We start from the raw sequence: 16,131 nt of genomic DNA, 5'->3' as shown, positions 1-16,131 counted from the left end.
CGAATGCGTCAGGGCTGGACTGCGCCCGTCAGGTCCACCCGGCGGCGTTCGGTCACTGTGCCGCCGACGACTTCTGCTTCCACCAATTCGGTTGCCATCAGGCCGTAGACCTTGCCCTTCAGGAAGATGGGGCGGGCATTGCCGTACCAGTCGATGCAGGACACTTCGCACGAATATTCCTCGCCGGTCCGGACCTCGTTTTCGGGCGTTGCCAGCAGCTGGCCCGCATCGTTCAGCCTTCCCGCATCGTTGAAGCCTAGGAAAGAAAGGTCCGAGGTGTCGGAATACCACCACCAGCCGCCAGCCTGCTGCTTGCGGGTCACCGTCGGGATGCCGAGCATACCTTCTCCCGCAGCATCGACCGTGGCGTTGAATGCATGGCTACGGCTTTCGCTTTCGTATCGCCCGGGAAGGAAAGCGGAACTCCTGACGCCCGTCGCCCCTTCCAGGCCGAGATAGCTGACACGCAGGCCGGACTCGTCGGCATACCCATTGGCGACCACGTCCGTCGGGCCGATCCGTTCGAGCCTGATGAGACTATGCCCGATCGAAACTGCGCGCGGCGCGCCGGGGTCAGCCAGCGGCACAGCCTGCACGACGGTTCGCCGAGCCTTGTCGATTTCATCCTCGTCGTCGGGCGCGTACCGGGCCCATCGGTCGCGGCTGCCATAAACGAGCCAGTCCCCGGCGAACCGGTTTTCGACCTTGCCGCGTGGTACTGATGGAAGCGCCACGAAATCGGATGGACGCGCCGCGACATAGCGATCGCCGAATCGGCTTTCCGAGGCTTCGAAAAGGGCGACTTCGTTCGGGGCATACCAGTTGTCACAATTCGCCGCGCTCCAGCTTGCCAGCGACCGGAAACGGTCCCCGTCGGAATCCATCCCGAACTGGTCGAACGGCGCCCCGCGCACGCCGAGGACACCGGGCTTGCCTCCCAGCACCGGAATACGGAACACGGCCCCGGGTGCGACGCCGCCGAATTGCGGGCGGCCGGCACCAGCGTCGCAATCCCGCCAGGCACGGTCATCGTACCCGACAGCAGTGGTCCAGAGGTAGACCGCCTCGCCCGATACATACATCTCTGCCGCGTCCGTACCCATGAAAGCCGTGGACGCGCATTCAAGCCCCTTGGTCTCGACCGGCGCGAGCGGACAGATGGAAACTGTATGAATCCACGGTTCGGCCAGGCCGAAGATCGGCTTGTAGATGTCCTGCACATCCAGCAGCGGCCTGCCGCGTGCCCTGGCTTCTTCGAAATCCTCGTCCGGTTGCCAGCGGCGGATCGCCGGCCGATCCCTGCGGCTGGCCATCCGCTCGGCTTCATACGGCGTGTAGATGACCAACCGGTCGCCCACTATCCGGGTCGCGTAATTGTCGACGTCGTAATAATCTTCCGACGAAATCAGGAACACGCCCCGCGGTGCGATCTTGCCCGTCTCTCGGTCGAGCCGCAGGACCGTTATCTCACTGGCACTGTCGGAATAGCTGTAGGCCGTGACGATGACCTGGTCGCCTTGCACCAGCATCTCGTCGTACCAGTCCGCGCCGATCGGGTCGCCGTCGCTGTCCTTGCGGTAGACATCGACCCGGTCGGTCAACTTCATCGTGGGATAATGGATCGCGAACAGCCGGCCGTCCTGCAACACGATCAGGTAGTCGCCGATCATCTTGACGATGTCGCCTTCATCGACTGCGGCGACCTGCGTGTTGGTGACGTTGACAGCGGTGGCGACGCTGAGCGCATTGCTCGAAACCCGCGTACCGGTCACGACGATATTGGCCTCTCCGCCGTCTTCCGGGCAATCTTCCGGCACGGTGCACAGGGGGTCCTGTTCGTCCTGCATGAATGCGACCACGATTTCCTCCTGGCCGGGACCGCTTCCCTTGCTGGAGCCGTATCGCTCGGACCGGCGCTGGAGCCGCTGGACGTCGCGCAAGAGCTTGCGGAACTCGCCTTCGGACGCGAATGTTTCCAACCGGTCGGTCGCAAAGCTACGATAGCGGCGGTCCTGATAGGGCAGGATCACGCGCTCTGCGCGATCGTCATCCGGTTCCGAGACCTCGATTGCTTCGACCGCGACCGGCATGGCGCCGATCTCGCTGGGATCGAGGATGACCACCCCGGTCACCGGTGTCGCTGCGGCCGGGGCCGCGAGAACCGACACAAACGCAACAGCCAGTGCGAACCGTAACGGGAAATGCATGCGCCCCCTCCCTTGTTTTAAGGGCAGGTTACGCCGATCGGTCGGGGAAGCAACAGGAATCCAGTCCCTTTCCGGGACCTATGTTGCTGGTTTGCAGGGCTTATTCTACGTCGTCGATATCGACCTTTTCGCCTGTCACCCGCTGGGCGAGCGCGGCGGAGATATAGGGGTCGAGCGCACCGTCGAGGACGTCGTCGGGCGCGCTTGAGGTGACGCCGGTGCGCAGGTCCTTGACCATCTGGTAGGGCTGCAGGACGTAGCTCCTGATCTGGTGGCCCCAGCCGATTTCGGTCTTCTCGGCATACTCGCCGCTCGCCGCCGCTTCGCGCTCGGCCATCTCGCGTTCGAACAACCGCGCCTTGAGCATGTTCATCGCGGTGGCGCGGTTCTTGTGCTGGCTGCGGTCGTTCTGGCTGGCGACGACGATGCCGGTGGGTACGTGCGTGATGCGGACTGCGGAATCGGTGGTGTTGACGTGTTGGCCGCCCGCCCCGCTGGCGCGGTAGGTGTCGATCTTGAGTTCGCTTTCGTTGATCTGGATGTCGACCTCGTCGTCGATCACCGGATAGACCCAGACAGAACTGAAACTGGTGTGCCGCCGTGCAGAGCTGTCGTAGGGACTGATCCGGACCAGCCGGTGCACCCCGCTTTCGGTCTTGGCGTAACCATAGGCGTTCTCGCCCTTGACCAGCAGCGTCGCCGACTTGATACCCGCCTGCTCGCCGGCCTGGTATTCGACCGTCTCGACCTTGAAGCCGCGCTTTTCGGCCCAGCGAGCATACATGCGCATGAGCATCTCGGCCCAGTCCTGACTCTCGGTTCCTCCGGCCCCAGCATGGATTTCGATATAGGTGTCGTTGGCGTCGGCTTCTCCCGAAAGCAGAGCCTGTACCTTGTCGGCATCCGCGCGTTCGGCGAGGGCCGCAAGACTGGCGAGCCCTTCGGCGATCACGTCGTCATCTCCCTCGGCCTCGCCGAGTTCGACGAACTCGATGGCATCGGCCATTTCCCGTGTGATCAGCTTGACGGTATCGACCGCTGTTTCGAGCTGCTTCTGCTCGCGGCTGATGGCCTGCGCTTCCTTCGGATTGTCCCACAGCTTGGGGTCCTGTACGCGGGCATTGAGTTCGTCGAGCCGACGCAGCGCCCGCTCCCAGTCCAGCGACTGGCGCACGAGGCTGAGTGCTGCGTTGATACGGTCGATATGGGCCTGCCCTTCGGCACGCATGGGAAATTCCTTCTGATCACTGGTGGCGGGGCACAGGCGCCCCGACTTCGGGGCGGCTTAGCGGAGCTCGACCCGCTAATAAATGCCGCCCTGCTCCTCGACGAAACTTTCGAGCCCTTCCACCTCTTCGCTTTCGCGCTGCGGACGCTGCTGCGACGCCGTGGCGCCGCGCCGGATGAGCTCGAGGATTTCCTTCCGGCGCGCCTCGATTTCATCGGCGGCAGTCGAGCGTGGCGGTTCGGTGTCCGGCTTGAAAGCCTCCCAGATGACGGCAGTATCCTCGCCGTCGTTCGGCCAGCCTTCGTAGACCTGCTTGCCGGTGCGGCGATCGACCCGCACCATCCTGACGCCAGCCGGGGCGATAGCCGGGTCTTCCCGCCAGCGCTTGCGAGTATCCGCGATCACGCGCTTAACGATAGGGGCTGCGAGCGAGGCGCCTTCGTAACCGCCGAGGTTGCGCGGCTGGTCGTATCCGACGTAGGCGCCGACGATGTATTGCTGTGTTCCGCCGATGAACCACACGTCGGTCGGTCCGGTGGTCGTGCCGGTCTTGCCGAAGAGCGGCAGGCCGAGATCCTTCAGCCGACGACCGGTCCCGCGGGTGACGACGCCTTCCAGCATGTGCATCACCTGGAATGCCGTCCGGGCGTCCATCGCCTGTTTGCCCAGCGGCTTCAGTCGCGGCATCGGCCGCCCATCCCATTCGTCCATCTTGCAGCGCGTGCACTCGCGCTTGTCCGCGCGCCAGATCACCTTGCCGCGGCGGTCCTGAACGTAATCGATCAAGGTAGGCGTGTTGAGACGACCATGGTTGGCCAGCGTGGAATAGGCGTTGACCATCTTCATCACCGTTGTTTCGCCCGCGCCCAGGGCGAAGGCGGGATAGGGGTCGTAACTTCCGATCTCTAGCGCTTTGAAGGTGTTGATGACGTTGGGCATGCCCGATTCCATTGCGATCTGGACGGTCATGATGTTTTGCGACTGTTCCAGCCCGTAGCGCAGCGGGTACTTGCCCCCCCGCCCGCCGCGGAAGCATTTCTCGCCCAGCTGCGATCCCTGGTAGTAGCAATAGCTCGAATTCTCGACCTGGGTCGACGGAGTGAAGCCGTTGTCGAGGCCGGTGGCATAGACGAACGGCTTGATGGTCGAGCCCGGCTGGCGCTGCGCCTGGGTGGCCCGGTTGAAATCGCCGAGGCGACTGTCGAAGCCGCCTTGCATGGCGAGGACGCGGCCGGTCATCGGATCCTGGACGACCACACCCCCCGACACCTCGGGAAGCGATCGCACCCTGAAGCCGTTGCCATCGGGCGAGGCGGCGGTGACATGCCCGACCCTCAGTGCATCGGGAAGGCCGGTCAGCGGGGCCGTGGTGCCATCACCAAAGGCGATTGTCGCGCGATTGCCGGCACGCTCCGTGACCACGCCGACGCGCCAGTTCTGGTAGTTGATCGACAGGTTCGAGCTCGCCAACTGGCTCGCAAGGTCGCCGTTATCGGGGTCGATCGTGGCAATCGGCCCGCGCCAGCCGCGCCCGCCGTGAAAGTTCATCAGCCCCTGGCGCAGGGCATCGCGGGAGGCCTCCTGCATGTCCATGTCGAGCGAGGTGCGCACCCACAGTCCCCCGCCATAGACGCTGTTGCCGCCGTCTTCGGGGGTTTCGCCGAATTGTTCGATAAGCTGGCGGCGCACTTCCTCGAGAAAGTAGCCCGCATCAGCCGATCGTTCGCGCCGCTGCGTCACCAGGCCCAGCGGCCTCGCCTTGGCGGCGCTGGCCTCGGCCTGGGTGACGAAATCGTTTTCGACCATCTGGTCGAGTACGAAATTCCGCCGCTCCATTGCCACATCGGCGAACTTGGCGCGGCTGTAGGTTTCCGGTGCCTTGGGCAGGATCGCGAGGAACGCTGCCTCGTGCAGGTCGAGATCGCCGACGTCCTTGTCGAAATAGGCACGCGCCGCCGCCTGCACGCCGAAACTGCGCCGCCCGAGAGGAATTTCGTTGAGATAGAGTTCGAGGATCTCCTGCTTGGTCAACACGCTTTCGATGCGTCTGGCGAGCAGCATTTCCTTGAGCTTGCGGGTGATCGAATACTCGTTGGTGAGCAGGATGTTCTTTGCGACCTGCTGGGTGATCGTGGAACCGCCGACGGCTCGTTCGCCCGACCCCAGCTTGCTGACATAATCGACGACAGCGCCCAACAGACCGCCGGCATCGATCCCGCCGTGACTGAAGAACGTCTTGTCCTCGGCCGCCAGATAGGCCTCGATCAACTGCCGCGGAAAGTCTGCATACTGAAGCTGCACGCGCCGCTCGCGGGCATAGGAATGGACGATGCCGCCGTCCACGCCGCGAACCACTGTCGGCAGTTGCGGCTCGTATTCCAGCAGGGTTTCCGCGTCGGGCAAGTCCTTGGCGAGGACCGCCCATAGCAGCAGCCATCCGGCGAGGAGAACGCCCAGAAGTATCGCGCCACGGCGGAACCAGCGGCTATCGGCCCACTTGCCACGGACCCAGTTGGCGAGGCCCGAAGCTTCGCGCCGGATACGATAATGAAAAGACTGGAAGGAGGAACTATCGACCATGATTGCCTCGTGCCCTAGCACGGCGTTTCGACGCTGCGCCATAGGGTTTCGCGCAACGTCCAGGTGCGTGACGGCCTGTTGCGGCTTTCATCGGTCTTGCTACCCGCCCTGTTCGCGGGTCTGGCGTGCGAAATAGATACGGATCGCGCGTGCCAGCGTGTCGGCGAACACTTGCCTTCCTTCGGCTGAGGCCAGTCGCGCCGCATCCGCCGGATTGGTGATATAGCCCGATTCATACAGGACCGCAGGAACATCGGGCGCCCGCAAGACCGCAAGGGAAGCCGAACGGCGTGGCTGCGGATGGAAATTGAGCTGTCCCGCACCTTCGCGCAGGACCAGTCCCGCAAACTCGGCCGACTCCTCCTGCACACGGCGCTGGGCCAGTTCGACCAGGATCGCATTGACCGCATCGCTTTGTCCGGCAACCTCGACACCGTTCACCTTGTCGGCGTTGTTCTCGCGCTCGGCGAAGCGGGCGGCGGCCTCGCTCGATGCTTTCTCGGACAGGGTGTAGATGCTGGCACCGCTGACGCCGCTCACTTCGCCAGCGGAATCCGCATGTATCGAAATGAAGAGATCGGCCTCCAGCAAGCGCGCGATTTCCGCACGTTCCTCCAGCACCAGGTAACGGTCATCCTCGCGCGTCAGCGCCACGCGCACGCCACCCTGTTCGAGCAGCGCATCCTTGAGCGCGAGGGCGAGCCCAAGAACGAGGTTCTTTTCGCGGATCGAAGCGCCGCTCGCGCCGGGGTCCTTGCCGCCGTGGCCGGCATCGATAACCACCAGCGGACGCGATCTGTCCGGGGGCCCGTAGACCGTCGGCAGCTCGGCCATCCGGTCGCCGTCAGGCAAGTCGACCGTGATCACATAGCCGCGCCCCAGATGCGGAACGGGGATGGTCAAGCCAAAGGCCAGCAGTCCCGCCACCAGCAGCAGCGGCAACAGAAACACGATCCAGAGTTGGGCGCGCAGCGACATGATTAGGGCCTGCTGTTAGGGCCAAGCTATCCAACTGCGCAATATAGTTGCCGGAGTTGTCCCGCGATGCTAGCACGACGGGAACCGCAGGCTTGCTTCGCCGGGCAGCCCGACGGCGCCCGCTTATGCGCGGCGATACAACTCAGGCGTCCGTTCGTGTCCAAGCGAATGGGTAATAAAGACAGGTTGATACACCAGATGAGCATCCCTTTCCCGCAACCCGGCGAGCAGGCAATTCCCTGCGATGCCGTGGCCATGGGGAACGTCCTTCGTGGACGGGCGCGACAGCAGCGCATGCTTTCCGGCGTAGACGCAGAATCCCGTGCCCCGACGCCTCTTTTGCGTCCGGGCCGGTCACTCGCTTCCGCCGGCGCAATGCGCTCCGGCGGTTCCAACACATATCTGCGCGCAGCGGTCCTGTCAGGACCCGCAGGCAAGCGCGCATGGAGAGAATTACATGGCAACGCGCATGCTAATCGATGCGCGCCACCAGGAAGAAACCCGGGTGGCGGTGCTCCAAGGAAACCGGATTGAGGAATTCGATTTCGAATCTGCCGAACACAAGCAGATCAAGGGCAATATCTATCTTGCGAAGGTAACACGGGTCGAACCGTCGCTGCAGGCAGCATTCGTCGACTTCGGCGGCAACCGGCACGGGTTCCTCGCCTTCAGCGAAATCCATCCCGACTATTACCAGATCCCGCAAGCCGACCGCGAAGCCTTGCTGGCCGAAGAGGCCGAGGCTGCCGAGGAAGAGGCCCGCCTGCGCGCCGAAGAGGAAGAGCGCGGCGAAATGCCCGGCGACGAATACGACGCCGAAGATCGCCAGTCGGCCGAAGCGCTGGTCGAAGACCTCGCCGAGGATGGCCTCGAGGAAATCGACACGTCCGAGAAGGACGATGTTGCCACCATCGAGGAAGGCCAGCTTGAAAATGGCGGCGATGCCGAGGACGAAGACGGCGACGAAGATGACGATGAAGCCGGATCGTCCGATGACGACAGCGATCAGCCACGCCATCGCCGTAATGGTCGCGGTCGCCGGCAGGGCAAGAATGGCAAAGGCGGTCGCGCCCGCGCCAAGGAAGTCGACGAGGTTCGCGCCAAGCGGCAGGCCTTGCGCCGCCGCTACAAGATCCAGGACGTCATCCAGCGCCGCCAGGTGATGCTGGTGCAGGTCGTCAAGGAAGAGCGCGGCAACAAGGGCGCCGCCCTGACGACCTATCTCAGCCTCGCCGGCCGCTATACCGTGCTGATGCCCAACTCGTCGCATGGCGGCGGGATCAGCCGCAAGATTTCGAGCGCAGGCGACCGCAAGCGGCTCAAGGAAATCGTCTCCGACCTTAGCCTGCCCAAGAGCATGGGGCTGATCGTTCGCACCGCCGGCCTCCAGCGCACGAAGCCGGAAATCAAGCGCGACTTCGACTACCTCGCCCGCCTCTGGGACGGGATCCGCGAAACGACGCTGAGCTCGAGCGCGCCGGCGCTGATCCATTCGGACAGCGACCTCATCAAGCGCGCCATCCGCGACATCTACAACAAGGAAATCGAGGAAGTCGTCGTCGAGGGCGAAGGTGGCTACAAGGCTGCCAAGGAATTCATGAAGCTGCTGATGCCCAGCCACGCGCGGCGGGTTAAGCCCTATTCCGATCCCATGCCGCTGTTCCAGCGCTACGGCGCGGAAGACCAGCTCAGGGCGATGTATGACCCGGTGGTCCAGCTCAAGAGCGGCGGCTATCTCGTGATCAATCCGACCGAAGCGCTGGTCTCGATCGACATCAACTCGGGCCGATCGACCAAGGAGCACGGGATCGAAGCGACGGCGACCGCGACCAATTTGGAAGCGGCCAAGGAAATCGCCCGCCAGCTGCGCCTGCGCGACATGGCCGGTCTGGTCGTGATCGACTTCATCGACATGGAATACAGCTCGAACATCCGCAAAGTCGAGCGGGCCATGAAGGATGCGCTGAAGAACGATCGCGCGCGTATCCAGGTCGGCAGGATCTCCAGCTTCGGCCTGATGGAAATGAGCCGCCAGCGCCTGCGCACAGGCGTGCTGGAGGCAACCACCCGCGATTGCCCGCACTGCGACGGCACCGGCCTCGTCCGCACCGCGTCGAGCGCCGGCCTTTCCGCGCTGCGCCTGATCGAGGACGAGGCGGCCAAGGGCCGAGGGACGATCATCACGCTCAAGGCCAGCATGGAAGCATCGATCTACCTGCTCAATGCAAAGCGTGCTGACCTGCAGGAAATCGAGGACCGCTACGGCGTGACCGTCGAGGTCATCCCCGAAGGCGAGGACGAAGGCGCCAAGATGAGCGTGGCCAGCTCGGGCCCGCGTCCGTCACAGGCTCCGCGCTTCGACCCGATTGTCGTCGAGGACGATGATGACCTGCCCGAGGACGAGGACGAGGACGACGAGGCGGACGATCGCGGCCAGCGGCAAGACCGTGATGGCGACGACGAAGATGGCGATCGCGGCAATAAGCGCCGCCGCCGGCGTCGTGGCGGTCGCGGACGGAGCAAGGTTCGTGACGAGGACGAACAGTCTGCCGAGAACGACGGCGATGAAGGCGAAGCCACCGGTTCGCGGGATGGCAATAGCGGCGAGGACGGAGCGGACGACGCAACGGGCGAGGACCGCCCGAAGAAGCGTCGCCGTCGTGGCGGTCGCCGTCGTCGCGGTCGCGGCCAGAGTGAATCGTCCGGCGAGGAAGGCAGCGATGCGGAAGCTGGCGATGACCAGCAGGGTGCCTCGGTTGAAGACCAAGAGGCGGATGTAGCTCCGGACCAGCCCGCGGAGGAGGAGGCACCTGCCAAGCCGAAGCGCGTGCGCCGCAAGAAGGCCGATGCTGTCACCGAGACGGCTGACGCTGCACCGGATGCTGCTGAAGCGCCTGCAGAAGAAAAGCCGAAGCGCCGGAGTCGGGCCAAGAAGGTGCCGGAAGCGGTCAGTGAGGAACAGGCCGCAACTGCGGATGCGCCAGCCGAGGACGCTCCGAGCAAGCCCAAGCGGACACGGCGCAAGAAGGCCGAGGATGCGGAGCCATCGTCCGGGGAAGCGCCGGCTGCAGAGCCCGCAACCCCCGAGCCTTCAACCAAGGCGGAAGACACCGGCACGCCTCGCCGTGGCTGGTGGCAGCGCACTTTCGGGGAATAACGTCGGGTCAGGCCCGTCGGGTGGGGATCAGGCTCCGGCCTTGATTCCCACGCCCCATTCGTTCCAGCCGATCGACCTGGGCGTCTTGGGCAAATAGCGTGCGCCCATCGGTTCGACTTCGAAGCCCCCTGCCCGGACCGCCTCGGTCACGGGGCGGGTCAGATGGCAGCCGCCGGCAAAGGGCTTCCACCACGGCTCCAAGCGATTCTGGAAGCGCGCCACATCGGCATCGGGCGCGCGCCCGTGCTCGAGAAACAACAGCCGCCCGCCGGGCTTGAGGATGCGGCGCATCTCGCGAACGACCTGCGCCTGGTCCTGCACGGAACACATGGTGTAGGTGCAGACAACGGTATCGAAGCTGTTGTCTTCGAAGGGAATTGCTTCCCCGATCCCGTCACGGATATCCGCCTGCCAACCCTTCTTCACGGCTTTGGCGCGGGCATATTCGAGCAGTTTTCCTCCCGGATCGATCCCGGCGTAGCGGGGAATCGCCGCGGCATTGTAAAACTGCTGGTTGATCCCGCCGCCGCAGCCGAGTTCGAAGACGTCCCCGCTGGCGAGCGGCACCACCTGGCTGCGGAGTTTCATGATCGCCGGCATCCCGCAAGCGAACCTGATCACCCGCGGCACGCCGTGGCGGTCCCACCAGTCGCCAAGGCCCATGATTGTCTCTCCCTTCTCCGTTGCCCGGCAATGTGCCAGAGTTTCCCGGCCAATGGGAGAGGATAGCATGCCCACAATCGTCCGTACGCCAGAGCAGCGCTTCGCCAACCTGCCCGACTATCCATTCGCGCCGCATTACCACATGCTGCCGGGCGATATTCGGCTGCACTATGTCGACGAGGGATCGCGTGAAGCCTCGCCAGTCCTGATGATGCATGGCGAGCCGAGCTGGAGCTATCTCTACCGCTTTATGATCCCGCCTGTCGTGGAGTCCGGATACCGCGTCATTGCGCCCGATCTCGTCGGCTTCGGGAAGTCAGACAAACTCGGCTCCAGGAGCGACTACAGCTACGCCGCTCATGTCACATGGATGCGTAATTGGGTCGAATCCCTGAACCTCGAGAACATCATCCTGGCCTGCCAGGACTGGGGCTCTCTTGTGGGACTGCGACTGGTGGCAGCCATGCCGGAGCGTTTCGCAGGCGTAGTGCTCTCGAACGGCGGATTGCCGGCCGGTCAGGACCCGCCGCCGGCCTTTGCCAAGTGGCGGGCCTTCTCCAGGTACAGCCCGGTCTTCCCGATCGGCAAGATCCTCCAGCGCGCCACCACACGGACGTTGAGCGACGCCGAAGTTGCCGCTTACGACGCGCCGTTCCACAACCGCGCCAGCAAGGCCGGGGCGCGAATTTTCCCCTCGTTGGTGCCCTTGGGAGACAACGTCGCCGTGCCCGATCAACTGGCCGCGTGGGAAGTGCTCGAGACCTTCGACAAGCCGTTCACCTGCGCCTTTTCCGACCAGGATCCGATCACGCGCGGCGGCGACGCAGCGTTTCGTGAGCGGGTACCGGGCGCGCGCAGCAACGATCTCCACCGCACGCTCAAGGGACATCATTTCATCCAGGAGGACGATCCCGAAGGGTTCGTCCGGGCGATCCTCGACACTGCGCGCCGGGCCGGCCGCTAGCTAGGCCGGAACGCTCAGCGCCTCGGCGAAGCGGCCGATCCGTTCGGCCATGACCGCCGCCAGCTCTGCGTCGGACAGGGCGGCAAGCTCAGTCACCTGCGGCATGGACAATCCGACGCGCAAGGTCCCGCCCCATCCCCCTTCGGGCAGGCGGACGCATTTGACCGGCTGGCCAAGCCGCAAGCCTAGCCTGTCGAGCGAGCGGTAAAGCGATTGCGCCTCGTCGAACGAACGCGCCTGCGGGTGTCGGCTGATGTCGAGTGTCGCCAGCGTCTGCATTTCAAGCGGATAATCGGTTGCCTGGGCTTCGCGGCCCGACGGATAGGGCCGCACCATGGAAAAGCCCTGACCTTCCACAAGTTGCGCGACAATGGCCCGCTGAAAGGCGTGAATGACCCGCTCGACTTCCGCAAAGGCCAGTGCCTGGAACCGCTCGAGCTCGAACACCGACGCCTCGAGACGAAGCGCGAGACCAGCGTTGGCGCTGTCTTCGAGCTGCTCGCGACCGTCCCAGCCCTCGCCCCACTCGGCGCGGCGGAACAGCGTCGCAAAACCGGCAGGCAACGGCGCTGCACGGGAAATCACGCTGGCGGGGACAAGCGCCATGCCGGAAAATGGCGGCCCGCCCATGAATTTCGAACCGGTAACGAAAACGATGGCATCGCGGTCGAGATAGTCGCGCACCGCCTGCGACGTGATGCGCGCCTGGCATGCGTCGACGACCAGGGTCATGCCGTCGCCGAATTCCTGCCTGAGAAGGTCGATTTCACGCAGCTTCGGCAAGATCAGCCCGGTCTTGGAACCATGCACGACGTGCAGCAGCGCATGCCGATCCTGGTCGCGGGCGATGACAAGCTCGGCACGAATTTGCCGGGCGACATCTTCGCTTACGAGGGCCTCGCCATCGCTGCTGCGGACGGGAATGTCGACCAGCGAAACCGGGCCGAGGCCCGCGACCGGATCGCCGGGCCGGGTCGCCACGCCCAGCGCAGTCTCCCCGGCAAAGTAGTGTCCCTGCGCCGAATGGATACAGCCGCTGCCGACCTCGTCTGCGCCGAGGAGGATATTGTGCGTACCCGCCGCACCTCGCCCGGCGACCGCTGCCAGAGCCACGAATTCGAGATCGGTACCGGAAGGCGCAAAGACCACATTGGCGGCACTGGTCACGCCATAGGTGGCCAGGACCCGCCACCCCAACCCGGCCAATTGCTCGGCATAGTCCGGCGTCCCCGACCCTTGCAGCGCAAGGAGATGGTCGAACGCCTGAGCCGACATGTCATTGGCGGTCGAAGAGGCAAAAGCCAGCGTCCGGCGCGGATAGGGGGCAGACAGGTAACGGTTCAAACCCGTCTCCGGATCAAGCGTGATTCGGGCATCGCCGCCCGATGACAGCTTGGCGATCAGTTCGGCGGCGTGGGGGTTGCCGCGATAGGCGGGCTGGATATCGGGAAAATCTGCTGTCACGCCCATCACGCTCTTCAAATTCGACTTGGAAGCGCCGCCTAGCAGACCTATGCGGCGCTTTCACACCATAATCGCGGGTTCTTCCGGAATTGTCACAGCTCACCCCCCTTACCATCGACCCTGCCGCCAAGGAGCGACTGCGGATTCTGTTCCTCGCCAAAAATGCCCTTTGGGACGGCACCGGCAAGCCGGAAGACGGCAACCACGCCTTCTACCATCGCGAGATGTCGCAGGTGCTGACGGGCCTTGGCCTCAACCTCACGATCACCGACAATTTCGACATGCTGTGGGACAAGCCGGATGTCGATTTCGTCTTCCCGCTGCTCAACCGCGCCGGTTTCTTCAATTCGGAGATGCTGTGCCCCCTGCTGTGCGAGCGCGCCGGGATCGCCTACCTCGGCGCGAGCCCGATCGTCCGCGGCCTGTCGGACGACAAGCACCTGGCCAAGATGGCAGTCCGCGAAGCCGACGTGCCGACCGCTCCCTGGGCGATTTATCGCCGCGGCGCACCGATCGATCCCGCCAAGTGCCCCGAAGGCGCGCGTTTCGTGGTCAAGCCCAACAACAGCTCGGCCAGCTGGGGCGTGCATGACGCGACCGACTGGGCGAGCGTCAAGGCCGCCATCGACGGCGTGCACGCGTTGGGCCACGATGCCCTGGTCGAACCCTTCATCGACGGCAGCGATGTCGAGGTGGCGGTCATCACCATCAACGGCGAGCCGCAAATCCTGCCGATGATGATCTTCCGCCAGGCCGATCCGTCGCACCTGCGGACCTACCAGGAGAAGCGCGACCTGGTCGACCGCAGCCAGAAGTACTCGCTCGATCCGTTCGAGAACCCCGGAATGACCGAAGTCATCGCCGCTTACACGCGCAAGGCCTGGGACGAATACCGTCCGTTCGATTACGGCCGGTTCGAATTCCGCGTGAACGAGGAAACCGGCGAAGTGACGTTCCTCGAACTCAACCTCAACTGCAATCTGTGGTCGCAGAAGGTGTTCGGCAAGGCGGCGGTGCTGGCCGGCTGGACGCAGGAACAGCTGATCGAGACGATCCTGGCCGAAAGCCTGCGGCGCCACGGACTGACGGAGTAGGGTCTTGGCTGCGAAGGCGATCGTCATCATCCTCGGCGCCCAGCGTGCCGGGGTGGTTAACCCACTGGCGGAACGCGCCGGCGTTTCGCACAAATGCCTGGCCCCGATTTGCGGACGGCCGCTGATCGAATGGGTACTCGACACGGTTACGGCCCGCCCGGACCTCGCCGAAATCCGCATCTCGATCGAGCCTGAGGCGCAAGCGGAGGTCGGTCGACTGCTAGGGCAGTTCGCGGATCGCGGCGTGCCTGTCCGCTTCGTCGATTCGCACACCGGCATCGTCGACAGCGTCACTGCGGCGGCGGGCAATGACGAAGGGCCGTTCATCATCACCACGGCCGACAACGTGCTGCTGAGCGCAGAGGGTTTCGAACAGGTTCGCGCCACATTGAAGCGGACCGACGCGACCCTCGCCCTCGCCCGCGAGGCCGACGTTCGCGCCGCGCACAGCGAAGGCCAGCGCAATTTCTACCAGTTCCGCGACGGCGGCTATGCCAATTGCAACATCTACGGCCTCGCCAACCGCAAGGCCTTCGTCGCGGCAGAGGCGTTCCGCGAAGGCGGGCAGTTCCAGAAGAACCGCGACCGCATGATCCGCGCCTTCGGCCTGTTCAACATCCTGCTGATGGGGCTGAAGCTGGTTTCCGCACCCAGCGCCATCCGCCGGGTCGGCAAACGCTTCGGCATCACCATGGAAGCGACCTTCTTTGCCGACGGCGGGCTCGCCATCGATGTCGACAACGAGCGGACCTACGCTGTGTGCGAAGCGCTCCTGCCGAGCCGCAAGGAAGTACGGCCGGCCTGATCGGAAGGTCACACCAAGTTCACACCAAAATCCAACAGATCGACAGGCCGGGATCTGCCCGGGACAATCCACCGGGCGAAAGAGCCGGTGCGTCGCTAGCAGCGGTTTTCCATGTAGGAAAACGCTACAGGCACAGGGCTTCTGGCCGGCTGTCCGTTCGCTAGTCTGGGACGCGCTCGCCCTTCCAGTCGAACTGGAAACCGCTGTCGGCAGGGGTCAGGCCGTCGATCACACCGAATAGCTTGCGCGCGGCCGCGTCCGGACCGGTCAGCTGGCCTTGGGGCAAATTGGCCTGGAACGGTTCGGACAAGGCTGTGTCCACCGTGCCCGGATGCAATGAAACCGCCAGCGAGTGCCTGTGCGTTCGTCCCAGTTCGATGGCGAAGTTGCGTACCAGCATGTTGAGCGCAGCCTTGGAGGCGCGGTAGCTGTGCCAGCCTCCAATGCGGTTGTCGCCGATCGACCCGACCCGGGCCGAAAGTACCGCGAATACGCAGCGCCGGTCGCGCGGAAATAGCGGCAGCATGTGCCTGGCCACCAGCGCCGGGCCGATCGTGTTGAGCCGCAATACCCGTTCCATCGCATCGGCGTCGATCTGGCGGTAGCTTCGTTCCGGCCCGGTCCCGTCCGGAAGCGTCAGGACACCCGTGGCGACAATGACCAGGTCGGGCGGGTGGTCCGCCATGCGACCGGCGGCGTCGGCGATACTGCCGGGATCGTCGTAGTCGAACCGGAACGGCTCTATCCCCGGCCCTTCCGGCACGTTCCCGCTACGGGAACCGGCAAAGATGCGCCCGAGGCCTTGCCCTGCCAGCGTTCGCACCAGCGCCGCGCCGATGCCGCCGCTGGCGCCGAAGATCGCCGCCGTCCGGAACTGTGCTGCCGCTTCATCCATCGCCCGCCCGAATAGCACTTGCAAAATTGGCCACAATCCGCCCTTTCGGCCACCTTGTGCAGCCGGGCGATTTCGCTAGATAGGCGGCACGCTAGA

11 protein-coding genes are annotated in these 16,131 nt (G+C 64.4%); 4 read left to right on the top strand and 7 right to left on the bottom strand.

The window, feature by feature from the left end; all coding sequences use genetic code 11:
* Nucleotides 1–8 precede the first annotated feature (8 nt).
* The 4 genes from WAB17_RS11480 to WAB17_RS11465 form a co-directional block, all read right to left on the bottom strand.
* Nucleotides 9–2,207, bottom strand: coding sequence for a beta-propeller domain-containing protein (locus tag WAB17_RS11480; protein ID WP_435417482.1), 2,199 nt, complete (start codon nucleotides 2,205–2,207; stop codon nucleotides 9–11).
* A gap of 100 nt (nucleotides 2,208–2,307) precedes the next feature.
* On the bottom strand, nucleotides 2,308–3,435 hold the full coding sequence (gene prfB / locus WAB17_RS11475) for a peptide chain release factor 2 (RefSeq protein WP_435417481.1): 1,128 nt from the start codon (nucleotides 3,433–3,435) through the stop codon (nucleotides 2,308–2,310).
* A 75-nt stretch (nucleotides 3,436–3,510) separates the two neighbouring features.
* Nucleotides 3,511–6,015 (bottom strand): penicillin-binding protein 1A, encoded by a 2,505-nt coding sequence (locus tag WAB17_RS11470; protein ID WP_435419378.1) that lies wholly within the window; start codon nucleotides 6,013–6,015, stop codon nucleotides 3,511–3,513.
* 99 nt (nucleotides 6,016–6,114) lie between these two features.
* Nucleotides 6,115–6,993 (bottom strand): N-acetylmuramoyl-L-alanine amidase family protein, encoded by an 879-nt coding sequence (locus WAB17_RS11465; RefSeq protein WP_435417480.1) that lies wholly within the window; start codon nucleotides 6,991–6,993, stop codon nucleotides 6,115–6,117.
* A 457-nt stretch (nucleotides 6,994–7,450) separates the two neighbouring features.
* Here WAB17_RS11465 and WAB17_RS11460 point away from each other — a divergent pair, with 457 nt between their 5' ends.
* Complete coding sequence (locus WAB17_RS11460; RefSeq protein WP_435417479.1) at nucleotides 7,451–10,150, top strand: Rne/Rng family ribonuclease; 2,700 nt, start codon at nucleotides 7,451–7,453, stop codon at nucleotides 10,148–10,150.
* A gap of 27 nt (nucleotides 10,151–10,177) precedes the next feature.
* Here the strand turns inward: WAB17_RS11460 and WAB17_RS11455 are convergent, their stop codons facing one another.
* The gene (locus WAB17_RS11455) at nucleotides 10,178–10,813 is read right to left on the bottom strand and encodes a class I SAM-dependent methyltransferase (RefSeq protein ID WP_435417478.1); all 636 of its coding nucleotides are present in this window, start codon (nucleotides 10,811–10,813) and stop codon (nucleotides 10,178–10,180) included.
* 67 nt (nucleotides 10,814–10,880) lie between these two features.
* Here WAB17_RS11455 and WAB17_RS11450 point away from each other — a divergent pair, with 67 nt between their 5' ends.
* A complete protein-coding gene (locus tag WAB17_RS11450) occupies nucleotides 10,881–11,777 on the top strand; it encodes a haloalkane dehalogenase (RefSeq protein ID WP_435417477.1) in 897 nt (298 codons plus the stop codon).
* Here WAB17_RS11450 and WAB17_RS11445 read toward each other — a convergent pair whose 3' ends face one another.
* Nucleotides 11,778–13,247, bottom strand: coding sequence for a hypothetical protein (locus WAB17_RS11445; protein ID WP_435417476.1), 1,470 nt, complete (start codon nucleotides 13,245–13,247; stop codon nucleotides 11,778–11,780).
* Between the two features lie 83 nt (nucleotides 13,248–13,330).
* On the opposite strand from WAB17_RS11445, the gene WAB17_RS11440 reads away from it, so the two are divergent.
* A complete protein-coding gene (locus WAB17_RS11440) occupies nucleotides 13,331–14,335 on the top strand; it encodes a D-alanine--D-alanine ligase family protein (RefSeq protein ID WP_435417475.1) in 1,005 nt (334 codons plus the stop codon).
* Nucleotides 14,336–14,339: 4 nt separating this feature from the next.
* The gene (locus tag WAB17_RS11435; protein WP_435417474.1) at nucleotides 14,340–15,140 is read left to right on the top strand and encodes an NTP transferase domain-containing protein; all 801 of its coding nucleotides are present in this window, start codon (nucleotides 14,340–14,342) and stop codon (nucleotides 15,138–15,140) included.
* A 160-nt stretch (nucleotides 15,141–15,300) separates the two neighbouring features.
* Here the strand turns inward: WAB17_RS11435 and WAB17_RS11430 are convergent, their stop codons facing one another.
* A complete protein-coding gene (locus WAB17_RS11430; RefSeq protein WP_435417473.1) occupies nucleotides 15,301–16,035 on the bottom strand; it encodes an SDR family NAD(P)-dependent oxidoreductase in 735 nt (244 codons plus the stop codon).
* Between the last annotated feature and the right edge of the window lie 96 nt (nucleotides 16,036–16,131).

This window comes from Parerythrobacter aurantius (assembly GCF_045291475.1).
GTDB lineage: Bacteria > Pseudomonadota > Alphaproteobacteria > Sphingomonadales > Sphingomonadaceae > Parerythrobacter > Parerythrobacter aurantius.
This window is presented reverse-complemented; position numbering and strand designations above follow the sequence as displayed.